This window comes from Bradyrhizobium sp. BRP22 (assembly GCF_020194175.1).
In the GTDB taxonomy this organism is placed as follows: domain Bacteria; phylum Pseudomonadota; class Alphaproteobacteria; order Rhizobiales; family Xanthobacteraceae; genus Bradyrhizobium.
In genome coordinates this window covers 101,832-117,906 of record NZ_JADYVX010000022.1, presented here as the reverse complement: position 1 = coordinate 117,906, position 16,075 = coordinate 101,832, and the positions used below count along the sequence as shown (strand labels likewise).

Sequence of the window (16,075 nt, the reverse complement as noted above, 5' to 3'; positions counted from 1 at the left end):
AATGCAGCAGCGGGGCGGCTGACCGCCCCGCTGCAGTTATCGTCATGCCACTGTGATAACGTCGTATCCCGCGGCATTATTGATGTCTTCGATCGATTCGAACGGCGTTGCTCCGCCCGTTATGCCGTCGAGCTGGATCGTGCCGAAGCCGAAGTCGAGCACGGTATTCGTGCCGTCGTCATCGACAACAACGGTGGTCGGATCGAAGCCGTCAGGCGCGTCGACGTTGACGACATCCTCGTCGGCGAAGTCCAAATCGGTGATTTCGTCATCGCCGAACTCGGCACCCGTGCCGTCGCCGAAGTTGTGCGTATCGGTGCCTTCACCGCCCGTCAGCAGATCATCGCCTTCACCGCCATCGAGGGTGTCGGCACCGTTGCCGCCGTCGAGCTCGTCATCGCCTGCTGAGCCGTTCAGCGTATCGCCTCCCGCCCCGCCGGCCAGCGCATCGGCTCCGTCGCCGCCATCCATGATGTCGGCTCCGTTGCCGCCATCGAGCGTGTCGTCGCCCTCATCGCCAGCGTGTCGGCACCGTCGTCGCCGCTGAGTTCGTCATCGCCGAGACCGCCGCTGACGTCATCGACACCAGCACCTCCGGCCAGGATGTCGTCGCCATCGCCGCCGGACACCGTATCATCGCCTTCGCCGCCGTCCGCGGTGTCGGCCCCGTCCCCTCCGTCGATGGTGTCGTTGCCGGCGTCGCCGGCCAGCGTATCATTTCCGTCGCCGCCGTTGAGCTCGTCATCATCGTCGCCGCCACTCAGCGTATCATCGCCGAGGCCGCCGTTGAGCGTATCGGTTCCGGCATCGCCGTTCAGCGTGTCGTCACCGAGGTTACCATTGAGCAGGTCGATGCCCTCGCCGCCGTTCAAGGTGTCGTCGCCGACCCCGCCACTCAGCGTATCATCGCCAGCATCGCCCGAAAGCGTGTCGTCTCCCGCGGCGCCGGTGATCGTGTCATTGCCCTCGCCACCCGCGACCGTGTCATTGCCGGCATTGCCGTTGAGGGTATCGTCGCCCTCGCCACCGTCGATGTTGTCGTCTCCAGCGCCGCCGTTTATGGTATCGTTGCCGGCGTCTCCGGACAGCGTGTCTACTCCCGCGCCGCCGTTGATCGTATCATCGCCCTCGCCGCCCGCGACGGTGTCGTCGCCGGCATTGCCGTTGAGAGTATCGTTGCCGGCGCCGCCATCGATGTCGTCGTCTCCCGCCCCGCCGCTTACGGTGTCGTCGCCCTCCAATCCGGTGATGGTGTCGTTGCCTTGCAGACCAAAGATCTCATCGGGGTCCGCTGTGCCGGGCAGTACATCGTCGCCTGCTGTTCCAATGATGAGTGCCATGATTTCCGCTCCCTACACATAGACGCTTGCGGGTTGGCCTGCGTCCCGCGACGGACGTCTCGATTGCTGAGCCGGCTACTTCACTGTCCATCACCGATTGATGTGGACGTCGACGGTTGCAACCTTGGATGAAAGGGGGGCGGCGTCGCAATCCCCATTTGGATACAAAAGAAACGGAGCGTGCATATCGACACGCCGCATCATGGCGCACCAATTCGTCCCGCTTGTTCCAGGACGATCAAAGAGAAGGATGTGGTTACGCGTCGTTGGATGACGGCGTGACGTCAGTTATTCGACGCTCGCGGCAGTTCAGATTGAGATCACAACTCAAGACATCATGTAACAATCCGGGATGTGTCCGCTCGCGAAGAATACTCGCTCACGACTGCGGTGCGTCGTAGCCCTCGATGATGATGAGATCGGCGATCGAATGCGGCTGCCGAACCTTGACGTTGGCCTGATATTCCGGCGAGCGATAGCAGGCCACCGCCGTTTCATAGTCGGGGAACTCGATTACGACATTGCGGGAGCGGCTCTGGCCTTCCACCGCGGTGAACTTGCCGCCGCGCACAATGAACTTGCCGCCGAATTTCTGGAAGATAGCCGGATTGGCGGCGATGTAAGGCTTGTAACCCTCCTCGTTGTGAACGTCGACGCGTCCGATCCAGTATCCCTTGGCCATCTCTTCTTCTCCTTTGTTAATTATTCAAGCGCCTGCGCAATCTCAGCCTGGATGGCCTCTGCGGCAGCTTTTGGGTCGGCACCTTCAAGGATCGGCCGGCCCACCACCAGATAATCCGCTCCGGCGGCGATCGCACGCGACGGCGTCATGATGCGCTTCTGGTCGCCGCTCGCGGCACCGGTTGGACGGATACCTGGAGTCACCAGCTTCATCTGATGCCCGACGATCTTGCGCAAGGAAGATACCTCCTCCGGCGAACTCACCAGCCCATCGACGCCGAGCACTTGCGCCTGCTGCGCGCGCGCTTCGACGAGATCGGCGACATTGAAGCGATAGCCTGCGGCGTGCAGATCGTTGTCGTCATAGGAGGTCAGCACCGTGACTGCGAGGATCTTGAGGTTCGATCCGGCGCGCGCCTCCACCGCAGCCTTCATGGTCTGCGGATAGGCGTGCACGGTGAGGAACGTCGCGCCGAGCGACGCAATGCTCTCTACGCCGCGCGCGACCGTGTTGCCGATGTCATGCAGTTTGAGATCGATGAAGACCTTCTTGCCGGAGCTTGCAAGTTCTCGCGCCAGCGGAAGGCCGCCGGCATAGGCGAGCTGGTAGCCGATCTTGTAGAAGTGCACGCTGTCGCCGAGCCTTGCGATCATCGCTTCCGCCGCAGCGATGCTGGGCAAATCGAGCGCCACGATCAAGCGGTCCTTCTGGGCGATATCGGCTGGCTGCATGTCACCTCACATCATGCGTTGAGACAGGTCGATCAATTGCCGCACCATGGCCTGCATCGCCTCAATATCTGCGGGATGCTTCAGGTGATCCATATCGTCATAGGCATGTTCGGCGAATGACAGCGCGAGCTGGTTCGGGATCACGGTGGCCTGACAGGCGGACAGGATGAGGCGCAGCGCGGCCAGCGCGCGGCTGCCGCCGAGCCGGCCGCCGGAAGCGGCGGCGATCGCGAACACACGATCGCGAAACACCTGGCCACGAACCTCATGCGGATCTTGCACGCGGCTCACCCAGTCGATGGTGTTCTTGACCAGCGGCGGGACCGACGAATTATATTCCGGCGTCACGATCAGCACGCCATGATGCGCGCCGATCATCCGCTTGAGATTGACGGCGTTCTTCGGCACGCCCGATTTCGCCTGCAGGTCGCCGTCATAGATCGGCAGCGGAAAATCCGATAGCGAGATGCGACTGACCTCGGCGCCCGCCTGCGCGAGCTCATGGGCCGCCACGGCCGCGAGCTTCGCGTTGAGCGAGCCTGATCGCAGCGACCCCGGGATCACAAGTATTTTCAGCGCAGACATTATTTTTGAATCGCGTTCGGCAGACCCGCCGCGCGCGATGCGCGGGGATCATCGACCTTTGCGATACACCCAGACCCGCGCGGGCGGAAGGTTCATCCAGATCCGCTCGGAAGCTTCTGTGGACACGCCCGGCAGCGATTTCGGGATCGGCGGGACGACCGAATAGGTGAATTGGACGAAGGGAGCCCCCGGCGCCAGCGCCATGAAGGCATCGCGGATCAGCCTCAGGCGGGTGATCATCGGCTTGGTGACCAGCGGCAGGCCGGAGACCATCGCCGCAGCCGGCGCATTCAACACGTTCAAGAGCGAGTCCCGAAGGCGGTAGGCATCGCCCTGCACGACCTTGGCCTGCGGATAGCGCTCGCGCAGCAGCGCGCAGAAGCCGGGATTGTATTCGACCAGTACGAGACGCTTCTGATCCACGCCATGCTCGATCAGTGCGTTGGTGATCGCACCGGTCCCCGGACCAAGTTCGACGACAGGACCTTCCGATCTGACGTCGACATATTGCGCCATCGTGCGCGCCAGCAGTCGCCCCGACGGCATCACGGCGCCTACGTGCAGCGGCTTTTCGATCCATGACCGGAGGAAGCGGACCTCGTCATCGAGACGGGGCTTCTTCAACGGACGCACGGACGATTGCAGGGGCATGTCGCTACCAGGCGGGACCGCGCAAGCGGCTGTCAGAAAACAGTCACAAAGAGGTATAGGTCGAAACCGTTATGGTCAAGCAGATCGGCCGCGCATCCGATCCGCCAAACCGCGACGCGGTTCTGCGATAAGGCCATGCACCGATTTGGATTTCAGCGCCATTGCGCACACCGCCGGACCGCTTCTTCCGCCACGCTAGGTACCCGTCCGAGTGCCGAAGAAGTCCTTGACCTTCGAGAAGAAGCCCACTGCTTCCGGTTGCGTCGCGCCGGAAGAGAGCTTTTCGAACTCCGCCAGCAATTCCTGCTGCTTCTTGGTCAGATTCTGGGGCGTTTCGACCACGACCTGGACATACATGTCGCCGGTCTGGCGCGATCGCAGCACCGGCATGCCCTTTGATGCAATGCGGAATCGGCGGCCCGATTGCGTTCCGGCCGGCACCTTCACCTTGGTCTTGCCCTTGTCGATGGTCGGCACCTCGAACTCGCCGCCCAGGGCCGCCGTGACCATCGAGATCGGCACGCGGCAGTGCAGGTCGGCGCCGTCGCGCTGGAAGAACGGGTGCTGGGTCAGTGACAGGAAGATGTAGAGGTCGCCGGGCGGGCCGCCGCGGACGCCGGCTTCGCCTTCGCCCGCAAGGCGGATGCGGGTGCCATCCTCGACGCCCTGCGGAATATTGACCGACAACGTCCGGTCGCGCGTGACCCGGCCGGAGCCGGAGCAAGACGGACAGGCATCTTCGATCATCTGGCCGCGGCCCTGGCAACCGGGGCAGGTGCGCTCCAGCGTGAAGAAGCCCTGGGCCTGGCGGATACGGCCGGCGCCGCCGCACATCGAACAGGTCTTCGGCTTGGTGCCGGCCTTGGCGCCGGTGCCGGAGCAGGCTTCGCAGGTGACAGAAACCGGAATTTCGATCTGCGCGGTCTTGCCGAGATACGCCTCCTCGAGCGTGATCTCCATGTTGTAGCGAAGATCGGCACCGCGCTCGCGGCCGCCGCTGCGACGCTGCCCGGCCATGCCGAACAGGTCCTCGAAAATGTCGGAGAAGGAAGAGGCAAAGCCCGCGCCAAATCCCGGACCGCCACCGCCCATGCCCTGCTCGAACGCGGCATGGCCGTAGCGATCATAAGCAGCGCGCTTGTCGTTGTCCTTCAGGACCTCGTAGGCTTCGTTGATTTCCTTGAACTTGACCTCGCTCGTGGCATCGCCGGGATTGCGGTCCGGGTGCCATTTCATCGCGAGCTTGCGGAAAGCCGCTTTCAGCTTGGTTTCGTCCGCGTTCCGATCGACCTCGAGGGTCTCGTAATAGCAGCGCTTGGTGGACATCAGTCAAACCCGCCCGAATTCATCCTCATGCCGAGCCATGCGGTCGGCAAGATGCAGTGTTCGGCTTAACGAAAAATGACCCCCATCCATGGAGACGCTGCGCGCCCTCTTGGCATGGGGGTCATCATCCTACGCCCGTGTCTTAAGCAGATTTTTTGTTCTTGTCGTCGTCGACCTCGGTGAACTCCGCGTCGACGACATCATCCTTCGCAGCGTCCTTGGCGGCATCGCCTTCGGCCTGCTGCTTGTACATTGCTTCGCCGAGCTTCATCGAAGCCTGCGCCAGCGCGTTGGTCTTGGCCTTGATCGCCTCGGCATCGCTGCCCTTCAGCGCTTCCTTCAGGTCGCTGACGGCGTCCTCGATGGCGCGGCGCTCATTGTCGGCGACCTTCGAGCCATGCTCAGCCAGCGCCTTCTCGGTGGAATGCACCAGTGCGTCCGCATGGTTCTTGGCGTCGACCGCCTCGCGCCGCTTCTTGTCCTCGGCCGCATTGGCCTCGGCGTCCTTGACCATCTTCTCGATATCGGTCTCGGAGAGGCCGCCGGATGCCTGGATCCGGATCTGCTGCTCCTTGCCGGTCGCCTTGTCCTTGGCCGAGACGTTGACGATGCCGTTGGCGTCGATGTCGAAGGTCACCTCGATCTGCGGCATGCCGCGCGGGGCCGGCGGAATGCCCATCAGGTCGAACTGACCGAGCATCTTGTTGTCGGCCGCCATCTCACGCTCGCCCTGGAAGACGCGGATGGTGACCGCATTCTGATTATCCTCGGCGGTCGAGAACACCTGGCTCTTCTTGGTCGGGATCGTGGTGTTGCGGTCGATGATGCGGGTGAACACGCCACCCAGCGTCTCGATGCCGAGCGACAGCGGAGTGACGTCGAGCAACAGGACGTCCTTGACGTCGCCCTGCAGCACGCCGGCCTGAATCGCAGCACCGATGGCGACGACTTCGTCCGGGTTGACGCCCTTGTGCGGCTCCTTGCCGAAGAACTGCTTCACCACTTCCTGGATCTTGGGCATGCGGGTCATGCCGCCGACCAGCACCACTTCGCCGATCTCGCCGGCAGTGAGTCCGGCATCCTTCAGCGCCTTGCGGCAGGGCTCGATCGTCTTCTGCACGAGGTCGTCGACCAGCGCTTCGAACTTGGAGCGGGTCAGCTTCATCGTCAGATGCTTCGGCCCGGTCTGATCGGCCGTGATGAAGGGCAGGTTGATCTCGGTCTGCGTCGTCGATGACAATTCGATCTTGGCCTTTTCAGCGGCCTCTTTCAGGCGCTGCAGGGCGAGCTTGTCGTTGCGCAGGTTGATACCCTGCTCCTTCTGGAACTCGTCGGCCAGGTAATTCACCAGCCGCATGTCGAAGTCTTCACCGCCGAGGAAGGTGTCGCCGTTGGTCGACTTCACCTCGAACACGCCGTCGCCGATCTCCAGGATCGAGATATCGAAGGTGCCGCCGCCGAGGTCGTAGACCGCGATGGTGCCGGACTTCGTCTTGTCGAGACCGTAGGCGAGCGCGGCCGCGGTCGGCTCGTTGATGATGCGCAGCACTTCAAGGCCCGCAATCTTGCCGGCGTCCTTGGTGGCCTGGCGTTGCGCGTCGTTGAAGTAGGCCGGAACCGTGATGACGGCCTGATCGACCTTCTGGCCGAGATGCGCTTCCGCGGTCTCCTTCATCTTCTGCAGGATGAAGGCGGAGACCTGGGACGGCGAATAGGTCTTGCCGTCGGCCTCGACCCAGGCGTCGCCGTTCGATGCCTTGACGATCTTGTAGGGGACGAGCTTCTTGTCCTTCTCGACCATCGGGTCGTCATAGCGGCGGCCGATGAGGCGCTTCACCGCGAAGAATGTCCGCTCGGGGTTGGTCACCGCCTGGCGCTTGGCCGGCTGACCGACGAGGCGCTCGCCATCATCGGTGAAGGCAACGATCGACGGCGTCGTCCGCATGCCTTCGGAATTCTCGATGACCTTCGCGTTCTTGCCATCCATTACGGCGACGCACGAATTCGTGGTGCCGAGGTCGATCCCAATGACCTTTCCCATGGTTCTGATTTCCTTCTTTCTAAGGCAGGTTGGCTGGGCCCTGGCGGCGCACCGAACCGAACCCCCACACGTTCAAATGCTCGCGATATTGCGACGATGAGCCTCATATAGGAGGGGGGGTTAGGCCTGCAAGGACTGGACGCAACCTTGAGGCCTGAAAAGACTGGCGTTTGAAAGATTGTATCAGTCCGGGCCGAGACCGCCTCGACCCCGGCCTGGTCCGCCTCGGCCAACATTAACGGATGCGCAAGAAAGCTGCGGCATTGCACCCTGTGCCCTCAGGCGGCATGAAGCCGCCCGCCCCTGTCGCCGGGCCATCAAAACCGCTAAAAGCGGGCCGACTGAACGAGGTCCGACAGCTTGCGGCCCGCACCGGCCGCCCATTGAACGGCCTCAATGCCAAACCCGGTAGATCCTTGACATGAACCCCATTCGCCTCCTCGCCGCGGTCGCCCTGTTCATTGCCGCCGCATCTCCCGCCTTTGCCGCGGACGTGGTCTTTCCGCCGGGCGCCAGGGTCGGGATGAAGCCGCTGGTCGGGCTCAATCGCGCCAAGGCGTTCACCGGCTTCGAGACCGAGGACCAGGGCGTCAAGGTGCTGGTGACCGACCTGCCGGCGGAGGCCTATGGTGAGGTCGCCAACGCCTTCAAGGCGAATCCGGGCGGCACCGGCGGGATCAAGCCGGAGAGCATCGAGACATCGGCCGGTCTCGCCTATTACACGGTCGAGAGCGCCAAGGACGGCGCCACCACTGTGCGGCGCTATTCGATGATCCTGCCCGGCCCGACCTTCTCCGGCTATATCGCCATGCAGGTCCCGGAGAATGCCGCCAGGATCTATACCGACGACGCCGTCCGCCAGATGTTTTCGACCGCTGCGATCCGGGATCAGGTTCCCGTCGACGAGCAGCTCGGGCTGATGCCGTTCAAGATCACCGAACTGTCGAATTTCAAGAACGTCCGCACACTGGCGCCGGGCGCTGCACTGATCCTCGCCGATGGCGACGAGAAGAGCGGGTTCGAGGTGGCGCCTTTCATGATCATCGGCATCATCGGCTCGACCGCCGCCTCTCCCGATGACCGCGGCCGTTTTGCCCAGCAGATCGCGACCACGATTCCCGGCGTGCGCGACGGACGGATCACGATGTCGGAGCCGATCCGCATCGATGGCCAGCCGGGCTACGAGACGCGGATCGATGCCGTCAGCGGCAAGGACAGTACGCCGGTGACCATCGTGCAATGGCTGCGCTTCGGCGCGCAGACCTCGCTGCGCATCATCGGCTCCTCGCCGCGCACGCAATGGTCGACCGCATTTCCGCGCTTCCGCGGCGTGCGCGACGGGATTGAGCCGCGCTGACGCCGGTTCAGTACTACTGTGCGGCCGAAGCCGGCGCTGTCTTTGCGCCGCCCTTGGAGACACCGACGAGCGCGGGACGCAGCACGCGGTCGCCGATCGTGTAGCCGGCCTGCACGACCTGCACCACCGTACCCGATGGCACTGAGGGATCGGGAACCTCGTACATCGCCTGCTGGAAGTTCGGGTCGAACTTCTCGCCGGTGGGATCGAATTTCTTGACGCCGTTCTTCTCCAACGTGGCGTGCAGCGAACGCTCGGTCAGTTCGACGCCCTCGATCAGGGCCTTCAAGCCAGGGTCGGCCGCCGCCTTGGCCTCGGCCGGGACGGCATCGAGGGCGCGCTGGAGATTGTCTGCGATATCGAGGATGTCGCGGGCAAAGCCGGTGATGCCGTAGGCACGCGCATCCGCGATCTCGCGGCTGGTGCGCTTGCGCAGGTTCTCCATCTCGGCCAGCGTACGCAGCGTCCGATCACGCGCTTCGTCGAGCTCCTTGGTCAAGGCCTCCACCGATCCCTGCTCGGGATCGTCGGGCATGACATAAGGCTTCGAGACCACGGGCTCGCCGGTTTGCGCCGGGTTCTCGGCGTTGTCGTTCGGCCGGTTCGGATCGGTCATGGCTTGCCTTTTCGAAAAATCGCGTCTGGTCAACATTTAGGGATTGGCTGGCCGGGATATCGTGCTTTAGGCAACGAAAATCAAGCGCAACCAGCCGTGTTTCGGGGGTTTAGCCGCCCAGGATCCTGCTGACGAGGCGCGCGGCATAGTCCACCGTCGGGATCACGCGCGCATAATTCAGCCGGGTCGGCCCGATCACGCCGAGCACGCCCACGATACGGCCGGCGCCATCGCTATAGGGCGCGACGATAGTCGAGGAGCCGGAGAGCGAGAACAGCTTGTTCTCGGACCCGATGAAGATCCGCACGCCCTCGGCGTTTTCCGCGCGGCCCAGAAGATCGATCACGCCGCGCTTGGTCTCGAGATCGTCGAACAGCGACTTGATGCGCTCGAGATCCTCGAGCGCATGCAGGTCCTCCAGCAGATTGGCGTGCCCGCGCACGATGAGATGCCGGTCTTCATTGTCGCCACCCGACCAGCTTGCGAGTCCTGCCGAGATCACCTTCTGCGTCAATTGATCGAGGTCGGCGCGACTTTGCGCCAGCGCGGTCTCGAGCTCGAGCCGTGCTTCGGCGAGCGTCCGTCCGAGGATGCGCGCATTGAGGAAGTTGGTGGCCTCGATCAACGCCGAGGATGGAACTCCCGGCGGCAAGGTCAGCACCCGGTTCTCGACCTGGCCATCCTCGCCGACCAGCACCACCAGCGCACGTTCCGGCTCCAGCCGCACGAACTCGATATGCTTCAGCCGCGAATTGGATTTCGGCGTCAGCACCACGGCCGCCGCGCGGGTGAGGCCCGACAGCCGGATCAAGGCCTCGTCGAGCGCGGCCTCGACCGATTGCGCGCGGCCGACCGTCGCCAGCTGGCTTTGGATCGATTGCCGCTCCGCCTCCGAGAGGTGACCGACCTGCATCAGCGCATCGACGAAAAAACGCAGGCCGAGCTCCGTCGGCAGCCGGCCGGCGGAGGTATGCGGCGCGTAGATCAGGCCGAGCTGCTCGAGATCGGACATCACATTGCGCACCGAGGCCGGCGACAGCGGCAATGCGATCAGGCGCGAGATGTTGCGCGAGCCGACCGGCTCGCCGGTCGCCAGATAACTTTCGACGATTTGACGGAAAATGTCGCGCGAACGCTCGTTGAGCTGGGCAAGCCCAGCGTGCGGCGCGATCAAACCAACCGGTTCGTGTTGAGCCACCAGTAACAAACTCCCTCACAACTGGCTCTAATTTGACCATCCACACGTCCGGTGACAAGCGTGCATTACCACCTCGGAAGTGGCCAAAAGGCTTGCCGCACCGCCTGCCCGCTCCTACAAGCACCGCCAGCCATATCGCTCGAATTCCCGGAGGATTCCCCATGCGGCCAAGCCGCCGTGCACCGGACGAGCTGCGCCCCGTCTCATTGGAACGCGGCGTGGTCAAATATGCCGAGGGTTCCTGCATGGTGAAATTCGGCGACACCCATGTGCTGGTCACCGCGACCCTGGAAGACCGCCTGCCACCCTGGCTGAAGGGCCAGGGCCGCGGCTGGGTCACGGCCGAATACGGCATGCTGCCCCGCGCCACGCTGGAACGCACCCGGCGCGAAGCCTCCGCCGGCAAGCAGGGCGGACGCACGATCGAGATCCAGCGCCTGATCGGCCGATCGCTCCGCGCCACCATCGACCTGGAGGCGCTGGGCGAGCGCCAGATCACGGTCGATTGCGACGTGCTGCAGGCCGATGGCGGTACCCGCACCGCCTCGATCACCGGCGCCTGGGTCGCGCTTGCCGACTGCATCAACTGGATGAAGGCCCGCAACATGCTGAAAACCAACGTGTTGCGCGACAACGTCGCGGCCATCTCCTGCGGCATCTATAACGGCACGCCGGTGCTCGACCTCGACTATGCCGAGGATTCGGAGGCCGAGACCGACGCCAATTTCGTGATGACGGGCGACGGCCGCATCATCGAGGTGCAGGGCACGGCGGAAAAGACGCCGTTCTCGCAGGAGGAGTTCCTGGCGCTGATGGCGCTGGCGCGCAAGGGAGTCGCGCGTCTGGTCGACTTGCAGAAAATGGCGGTGGCGTAGTCAATAGGTCATGCACCGCCGAATCACTGGAAAGCTCGTGATCGCGACCCACAATCCCGGCAAGCTGGCCGAGATGCGCGAATTGCTGGCGCCGCATGGCGTAGAGGCGACCTCGGCTGGCGATCTCGGCCTTGGCGAACCGGAAGAGACCGGCGACAGTTTTCGCGCCAATGCCGCGATCAAGGCGATTGCCGCAGCCAAGGCCACCGGTCTGCCGGCCTTTGCCGACGATTCCGGGCTGGTGGTCGACGCGCTCGACGGCGCTCCCGGCATCTATTCGGCGCGCTGGGCCGGCGAGAACAAGGATTTCACCGTCGCGATGACGCGGATCGAACGCCTGTTGCAGGAGCGCGGCGCGACCACGACCGACCAACGCAAAGCGCATTTCGTCTCCGCGCTCTGTGTGGCCTGGCCGGATGGGCATCTCGAGGAGGTCGAGGCGCGCGCCGACGGAACTTTGGTGTGGCCGCCGCGCGGCACGGCTGGTTTCGGCTACGACCCCATGTTCCTGCCCGACGGACACACCCGCACCTTCGGCGAGATGACGAGCATCGAGAAGCATGGGCTGCCGCCGCTCGGGCTCGGCCTGTCGCACCGGGCCCGCGCCTTCGTCAAACTGGCGGAGATATGCCTTGACTGACCGGGACCAGGCAGCCTTCGGCGTCTATGTGCACTGGCCGTTCTGCCTGTCGAAATGCCCGTATTGCGATTTCAACAGCCATGTCAGGCATACACCGATCGACGAGGAACGGTTTGCCCGCGCCTTTGCGCGCGAGATCGAGACCACCGCGGCGCGCGTGCCCGGCCGCGACGTGTCCTCGATCTTTCTCGGCGGCGGCACACCGTCGTTGATGCAGCCGCAGACGGTCGGCGCGATCCTGGATGCGATCGGCAAATATTGGCGCGTCGCTTCCGATGTCGAGGTGACGCTGGAAGCCAATCCGACGAGCGTCGAAGCGACACGGTTTCGCGGCTATCGCGCCGCCGGCGTCAACCGCGTGTCACTCGGCGTGCAGGCGCTTGACGATGCCTCGCTGAAGGCGCTGGGGCGGCTGCACACCGCGCGCGAGGCACTCGATGCGGTCGCCGTCGCCCGCCAGTCCTTCGATCGCTATTCCTTCGACCTGATCTACGCCCGGCCCGATCAAACGCCCGTGACGTGGGCGGACGAGCTGAAGCATGCGATCGCCGAAGCTGCCGAGCACCTGTCGCTCTATCAACTCACCATCGAGGAAGGCACGCCGTTCTTCGGCCTGCATGCCGCGGGCAAATTGCAGACGCCGGACGAGGCCGTCGCGCGCGCGCTCTACGACGTGACGCAAGAAGTCTGTGCGCAGGCAGGCCTGCCGGCCTACGAAATTTCCAATCACGCCCGACCCGGTGCGGAATGCCGGCACAACCTCATCTACTGGCGTGGCGACGAATATGCCGGCATCGGCCCGGGCGCGCATGGCCGCCTCGACATCGACGGCCGGCGCCACGCCACCGCGACCGAGAAGCGCCCGGAAGCCTGGGTGATGCGGGTCGAAACCAATGGCAGCGGCGTCGTCACCGACGACGTGCTCAACAGCGAAGAGCGCGCCGACGAATTCCTGCTGATGGGACTACGTCTCGCCGAGGGCATCGACCCCGAGCGATACGCCTCGCTCTCAGGCCGCGAACTCGACCCGCGCCGCATCGCGCTGCTGCGCGAAGAAGGCGCCATCATCGTCGACGCCGACGGAAGGCTGCGGGTGACGAAGTCTGGATTCCCGGTGCTCGATGCCGTGGTCGCGGATTTAGCCGCGTAGCCGGGCCAATTACGCCCCAAAGCTCTTCGGTGAGCCTGCGACCGCTTGCGTACCGCCGCTGGCGACCTTCATCACCGCAAGTCCGCGCTCATTGGTGCCATCGGCGCGGAAACGGAACAGGCCGTCAATGCCGGCAAATCCGGACGGATTGGTGAGCGTTTCCTGCGCAAACCGTTGCCCGCCCTGCGTCCGCGCCAGCGCGGCGACCAGCGCGACGGCATCATAGGCAAGCGTCGCGGTGCGCACGGGTTCAGAACCGTATTTGCTGCGGTAGCGGCCGGCGAAGCTGCGAAAGCCGGACGGGTCCGGCGCGGCAAACAGGCCGCCCTGCAGCGCCTGGCTTGCGAACACGCGCGGATTGTCCCACAGGCCTGTCCCTAAGAGCTGGATGTTGCGCAAATTGGCACCGGCTGCGGTCAGCGCGTCGGCCGTCGCCACCACCGAATCACCGTCATCGGCGAGCAACAGCGCGTCGGCCTGGCCAAGCGACTGCGCCACCGTACGTGCCGGCGTGGCGCGGTCTGCGCCGTATTTCTCGAACGCGACGACGCGGCCCCTGCGGCCGGCCACCTGCTTGAAGGCCGCCTCGACCACATTGCCATAGGCATTGTCGGGGACCAGCGCAGCGAAGGAACGCTTTCCGATGCTCGCGGAATATTCGATGATCCGGTTGATGTCCGATTCCGGCAGGAAGCTCAGGAGATAGACGCCTCGTCCCGCGACGCTCGAATCGGTCGAGAACGCGATCACCGGGATACCGCGTCCGCGCGCGACCTGCGCGACGGCCGGCACCGACTGGGCGAACAGCGGGCCAAGGATGATCTCCGCGCCCTCGCCGAGGGCCTGCTGCGCGCCCTGCGAGGCGCCTTGCGGACTGCCGCTGTCGTCCTTGATCAGGAGCTGGATGTTCGGGTTCTGGAATTCCGCCAGCGCCAGTTCAGCGGCGTTCTTCATCGACTGCCCGGCGAGGCCGGCATTGCCGGCCGCCGACAGCGGCAGGATCAGCCCGACTTTGACCTGGCCGTTGCCGATCGCCTGCGGCTGCTGCTGCGGGCCGGCGGGAGCCTCCGGCTGCGACGAGGTAAATTGGCTGAGAGTCTGCTGCACTCCCGAACAGGCGGCCAGCAAGGGAGCACCCAGCATCAGGCCGAGCGCCGTCCGTCGCGTCGCGGCGGAACCCCGCGGACCCGAGGATTGCGGTTTGCGACTATGCGGCCCTACCATCTCGTCTCTTCTCTTGACCGACCGCGCTCGGCCGGGCTTCCAACCGCCCAACAAAGGGGACATGGAATCAGGCATATTGTCGGCGAATAGTTAACCAAAACAAAGGGTTTATCGTCCCATGACGGCGCTGCCGGCTGTGGACCACGAACCCCTTCACCCATGTGCGCAGCACAGTCGCCCCCGCTCTGCAGGACGCAAGCATGCTGTGGCGCCAGCGCTGCCCCTCCTCGTTTGAACATGATCTTTCGGAAAAGCGGTGTCCACTTGTCCGGATCATGCTCTAGATTGGCATTATGCGCGCAAAAGCCAGCTCAAGATACGGCGCTGACGCCGAGATGGGTGTCCCCAACAGGACATTTTCCGTCTCGGGCCATGTGCTGAACGCGCCAAAGCCGGTTCCCGGCCTTCATCTGGTGGCAACGCCGATCGGAAATCTCGCCGACATCACCCTGCGCGCGCTGGAGACGCTCGCCGGCGTCGACCTGATCGCGTGCGAGGACACCCGCATCACCCGCCGTTTGACCGAGCGTTACACGATTACGGCCGAGCTGACCCCCTACCACGAGCACAATGCGGCCCAGGCGCGGCCAAGATTGCTGCAGCGCCTGGCCGAGGGCGCCGCGATCGCGCTGGTCTCGGACGCCGGCACGCCGCTGATTTCCGACCCCGGCTTCAAGCTGGTGCGCGAGGTCTGTGCCGCCGGACATCAGGTGATCGCAGTGCCCGGGGCATCGTCGGTGCTGACGGCGCTGTCGGTCGCGGCGCTGCCGACCGACCGGTTTTTCTTCGAGGGCTTCTTGCCTGCGAAGGAACAGGCCCGGCGCACGCGCCTCGTTGAGCTCGCCAGGATCGATGCAACGCTGGTGCTGTTCGAATCCGGCAGCCGCGTGCAGGAGACGCTTGCAGACCTTGCGGCGATCATGGGCGGACGCGATGCCGCGATCTGCCGCGAACTGACGAAGCTGCATGAAGAGATCACGCGCGCCCCAATCGCCGAACTGGCAGCGGCCAGGGATAGGCTGGAGACGCGCGGCGAATTCGTGCTGGTGATCGGTCCGCCGCCGGCGGATGCGCAGACGATGGGGCAGGATCAACTCGACGACCTGCTGCGCACCTCGCTCACGCGCGACAGCGTCAAGGATGCGGTTGCGCATGCGGTCGAGCTTTCCGGCCGGCCGCGCCGCGAGGTCTATGCCCGCGCCCTCGAGCTCGCGAAAGAACTGCGAGGCGATGATGGCCAAGAGTGACGGCTCGCCGCCGGAAGCGGTCGCGAAGCTGGCATCACCCGAACGCATTGCCGCATTTCGCACCGGGCTTTCGGCCGAAAGCCGCGCCGCGGCCTATCTGATGGCGAAGGGCTACCGCATCCTCGCCAAGCGTTTCCGCACGCCCTATGGCGAGATTGACCTGGTGGTGCGCAAGCGCAACCTGCTCGCCTTCGTCGAGGTCAAAGCCCGCGCCAGCCTTGATGAGGCCGCCTATGCCGTCACGCCGCGCCAGCAGCAGCGCATCGTCGCCGCGGCCCAAGCCTGGCTGATGGCGCATCCCGAACATGCGGAATTCGATATGCGTTTCGACGCCATGCTGATTGCGCCCAGGCACCTGCCGCGCCATCTGTTGGCGGCGTTCGACGCCAGCACCTGACTTCCTCGAGAGACC

At 64.4% G+C, this 16,075-nt stretch carries 17 protein-coding genes; 6 read left to right on the top strand and 11 right to left on the bottom strand.

The window, feature by feature from the left end; genetic code table 11:
• Positions 1–42: 42 nt before the first annotated feature.
• The 8 genes from I6F35_RS40255 to dnaK form a co-directional block, all read right to left on the bottom strand.
• Complete coding sequence (locus I6F35_RS40255) at positions 43–471, bottom strand: hypothetical protein (protein WP_275945492.1); 429 nt, start codon at positions 469–471, stop codon at positions 43–45.
• Positions 414–1,340, bottom strand: a complete 927-nt coding sequence (locus tag I6F35_RS25095; protein WP_225120330.1) for a calcium-binding protein — start codon at positions 1,338–1,340, stop codon at positions 414–416. The genes I6F35_RS40255 and I6F35_RS25095 overlap by 58 nt, the downstream gene beginning before the upstream one ends.
• 379 nt (positions 1,341–1,719) lie before the next feature.
• A complete protein-coding gene (locus I6F35_RS25090) occupies positions 1,720–2,022 on the bottom strand; it encodes a DUF1330 domain-containing protein (protein WP_225120329.1) in 303 nt (100 codons plus the stop codon).
• A 20-nt stretch (positions 2,023–2,042) separates the two neighbouring features.
• Positions 2,043–2,753, bottom strand: coding sequence for an orotidine-5'-phosphate decarboxylase (pyrF, locus tag I6F35_RS25085; RefSeq protein WP_225120328.1), 711 nt, complete (start codon positions 2,751–2,753; stop codon positions 2,043–2,045).
• 6 nt (positions 2,754–2,759) lie between these two features.
• Positions 2,760–3,338, bottom strand: coding sequence for an NAD(P)H-dependent oxidoreductase (locus tag I6F35_RS25080; protein ID WP_225120327.1), 579 nt, complete (start codon positions 3,336–3,338; stop codon positions 2,760–2,762).
• A 48-nt stretch (positions 3,339–3,386) separates the two neighbouring features.
• Positions 3,387–3,989: an rRNA adenine N-6-methyltransferase family protein gene (locus I6F35_RS25075; protein ID WP_225120326.1), complete on the bottom strand. Its 603-nt coding sequence runs from the start codon at positions 3,987–3,989 to the stop codon at positions 3,387–3,389.
• A 195-nt stretch (positions 3,990–4,184) separates the two neighbouring features.
• Positions 4,185–5,315, bottom strand: a complete 1,131-nt coding sequence (gene dnaJ / locus I6F35_RS25070) for a molecular chaperone DnaJ (RefSeq protein ID WP_225120325.1) — start codon at positions 5,313–5,315, stop codon at positions 4,185–4,187.
• 142 nt (positions 5,316–5,457) lie between these two features.
• Positions 5,458–7,356 carry a molecular chaperone DnaK gene (gene dnaK, locus I6F35_RS25065; protein WP_225120324.1) on the bottom strand — a complete coding sequence of 633 codons (1,899 nt, stop codon included), beginning with the start codon at positions 7,354–7,356 and terminating at the stop codon, positions 5,458–5,460.
• 421 nt (positions 7,357–7,777) lie between these two features.
• Between dnaK and I6F35_RS25060 the strand changes: the two genes are divergently transcribed.
• Complete coding sequence (locus tag I6F35_RS25060; protein WP_225120323.1) at positions 7,778–8,713, top strand: hypothetical protein; 936 nt, start codon at positions 7,778–7,780, stop codon at positions 8,711–8,713.
• A 13-nt stretch (positions 8,714–8,726) separates the two neighbouring features.
• Here the strand turns inward: I6F35_RS25060 and grpE are convergent, their stop codons facing one another.
• On the bottom strand, positions 8,727–9,329 hold the full coding sequence (gene grpE, locus I6F35_RS25055) for a nucleotide exchange factor GrpE (protein WP_225120322.1): 603 nt from the start codon (positions 9,327–9,329) through the stop codon (positions 8,727–8,729).
• Positions 9,330–9,438: 109 nt separating this feature from the next.
• A complete protein-coding gene (gene hrcA / locus I6F35_RS25050) occupies positions 9,439–10,527 on the bottom strand; it encodes a heat-inducible transcriptional repressor HrcA (protein ID WP_225120321.1) in 1,089 nt (362 codons plus the stop codon).
• A gap of 161 nt (positions 10,528–10,688) precedes the next feature.
• Here hrcA and rph point away from each other — a divergent pair, with 161 nt between their 5' ends.
• The 3 genes from rph to hemW are packed head-to-tail and all read left to right on the top strand — an operon-like array spanning position 10,689 to position 13,192.
• Entirely contained in the window at positions 10,689–11,402 is a 714-nt protein-coding gene (gene rph / locus I6F35_RS25045; RefSeq protein ID WP_225120320.1) for a ribonuclease PH, read from the top strand.
• A gap of 10 nt (positions 11,403–11,412) precedes the next feature.
• Positions 11,413–12,042 (top strand): RdgB/HAM1 family non-canonical purine NTP pyrophosphatase, encoded by a 630-nt coding sequence (rdgB, locus tag I6F35_RS25040; RefSeq protein WP_225120319.1) that lies wholly within the window; start codon positions 11,413–11,415, stop codon positions 12,040–12,042.
• A complete protein-coding gene (gene hemW / locus I6F35_RS25035) occupies positions 12,035–13,192 on the top strand; it encodes a radical SAM family heme chaperone HemW (protein ID WP_225120318.1) in 1,158 nt (385 codons plus the stop codon). Before rdgB ends, hemW begins: the two co-directional genes overlap by 8 nt.
• 9 nt (positions 13,193–13,201) lie before the next feature.
• Here hemW and I6F35_RS25030 read toward each other — a convergent pair whose 3' ends face one another.
• Positions 13,202–14,416: a penicillin-binding protein activator gene (locus I6F35_RS25030; protein WP_225120317.1), complete on the bottom strand. Its 1,215-nt coding sequence runs from the start codon at positions 14,414–14,416 to the stop codon at positions 13,202–13,204.
• Positions 14,417–14,709: 293 nt separating this feature from the next.
• Between I6F35_RS25030 and rsmI the strand changes: the two genes are divergently transcribed.
• Both rsmI and I6F35_RS25020 read left to right on the top strand, forming a co-directional pair.
• Positions 14,710–15,663 (top strand): 16S rRNA (cytidine(1402)-2'-O)-methyltransferase, encoded by a 954-nt coding sequence (gene rsmI / locus I6F35_RS25025; protein WP_225120316.1) that lies wholly within the window; start codon positions 14,710–14,712, stop codon positions 15,661–15,663.
• A complete protein-coding gene (locus I6F35_RS25020; protein ID WP_225120315.1) occupies positions 15,650–16,060 on the top strand; it encodes a YraN family protein in 411 nt (136 codons plus the stop codon). The genes rsmI and I6F35_RS25020 overlap by 14 nt, the downstream gene beginning before the upstream one ends.
• Positions 16,061–16,075: the final 15 nt, after the last annotated feature.

Coding starts and splice junctions, on each gene's coding strand:
- I6F35_RS40255 (WP_275945492.1), bottom strand. CDS start 471: ATGGATGGCGGCGACGGAGCCGATGCGCTGGCCGGCGGGGCGGGAGGC.
- I6F35_RS25095 (WP_225120330.1), bottom strand. CDS start 1,340: ATGGCACTCATCATTGGAACAGCAGGCGACGATGTACTGCCCGGCACA.
- I6F35_RS25090 (WP_225120329.1), bottom strand. CDS start 2,022: ATGGCCAAGGGATACTGGATCGGACGCGTCGACGTTCACAACGAGGAG.
- pyrF (WP_225120328.1), bottom strand. CDS start 2,753: ATGCAGCCAGCCGATATCGCCCAGAAGGACCGCTTGATCGTGGCGCTC.
- I6F35_RS25080 (WP_225120327.1), bottom strand. CDS start 3,338: ATGTCTGCGCTGAAAATACTTGTGATCCCGGGGTCGCTGCGATCAGGC.
- I6F35_RS25075 (WP_225120326.1), bottom strand. CDS start 3,989: ATGCCCCTGCAATCGTCCGTGCGTCCGTTGAAGAAGCCCCGTCTCGAT.
- dnaJ (WP_225120325.1), bottom strand. CDS start 5,315: ATGTCCACCAAGCGCTGCTATTACGAGACCCTCGAGGTCGATCGGAAC.
- dnaK (WP_225120324.1), bottom strand. CDS start 7,356: ATGGGAAAGGTCATTGGGATCGACCTCGGCACCACGAATTCGTGCGTC.
- I6F35_RS25060 (WP_225120323.1), top strand. CDS start 7,778: ATGAACCCCATTCGCCTCCTCGCCGCGGTCGCCCTGTTCATTGCCGCC.
- grpE (WP_225120322.1), bottom strand. CDS start 9,329: ATGACCGATCCGAACCGGCCGAACGACAACGCCGAGAACCCGGCGCAA.
- rph (WP_225120320.1), top strand. CDS start 10,689: ATGCGGCCAAGCCGCCGTGCACCGGACGAGCTGCGCCCCGTCTCATTG.
- rdgB (WP_225120319.1), top strand. CDS start 11,413: ATGCACCGCCGAATCACTGGAAAGCTCGTGATCGCGACCCACAATCCC.
- I6F35_RS25030 (WP_225120317.1), bottom strand. CDS start 14,416: ATGGTAGGGCCGCATAGTCGCAAACCGCAATCCTCGGGTCCGCGGGGT.
- rsmI (WP_225120316.1), top strand. CDS start 14,710: ATGCGCGCAAAAGCCAGCTCAAGATACGGCGCTGACGCCGAGATGGGT.
- I6F35_RS25020 (WP_225120315.1), top strand. CDS start 15,650: ATGGCCAAGAGTGACGGCTCGCCGCCGGAAGCGGTCGCGAAGCTGGCA.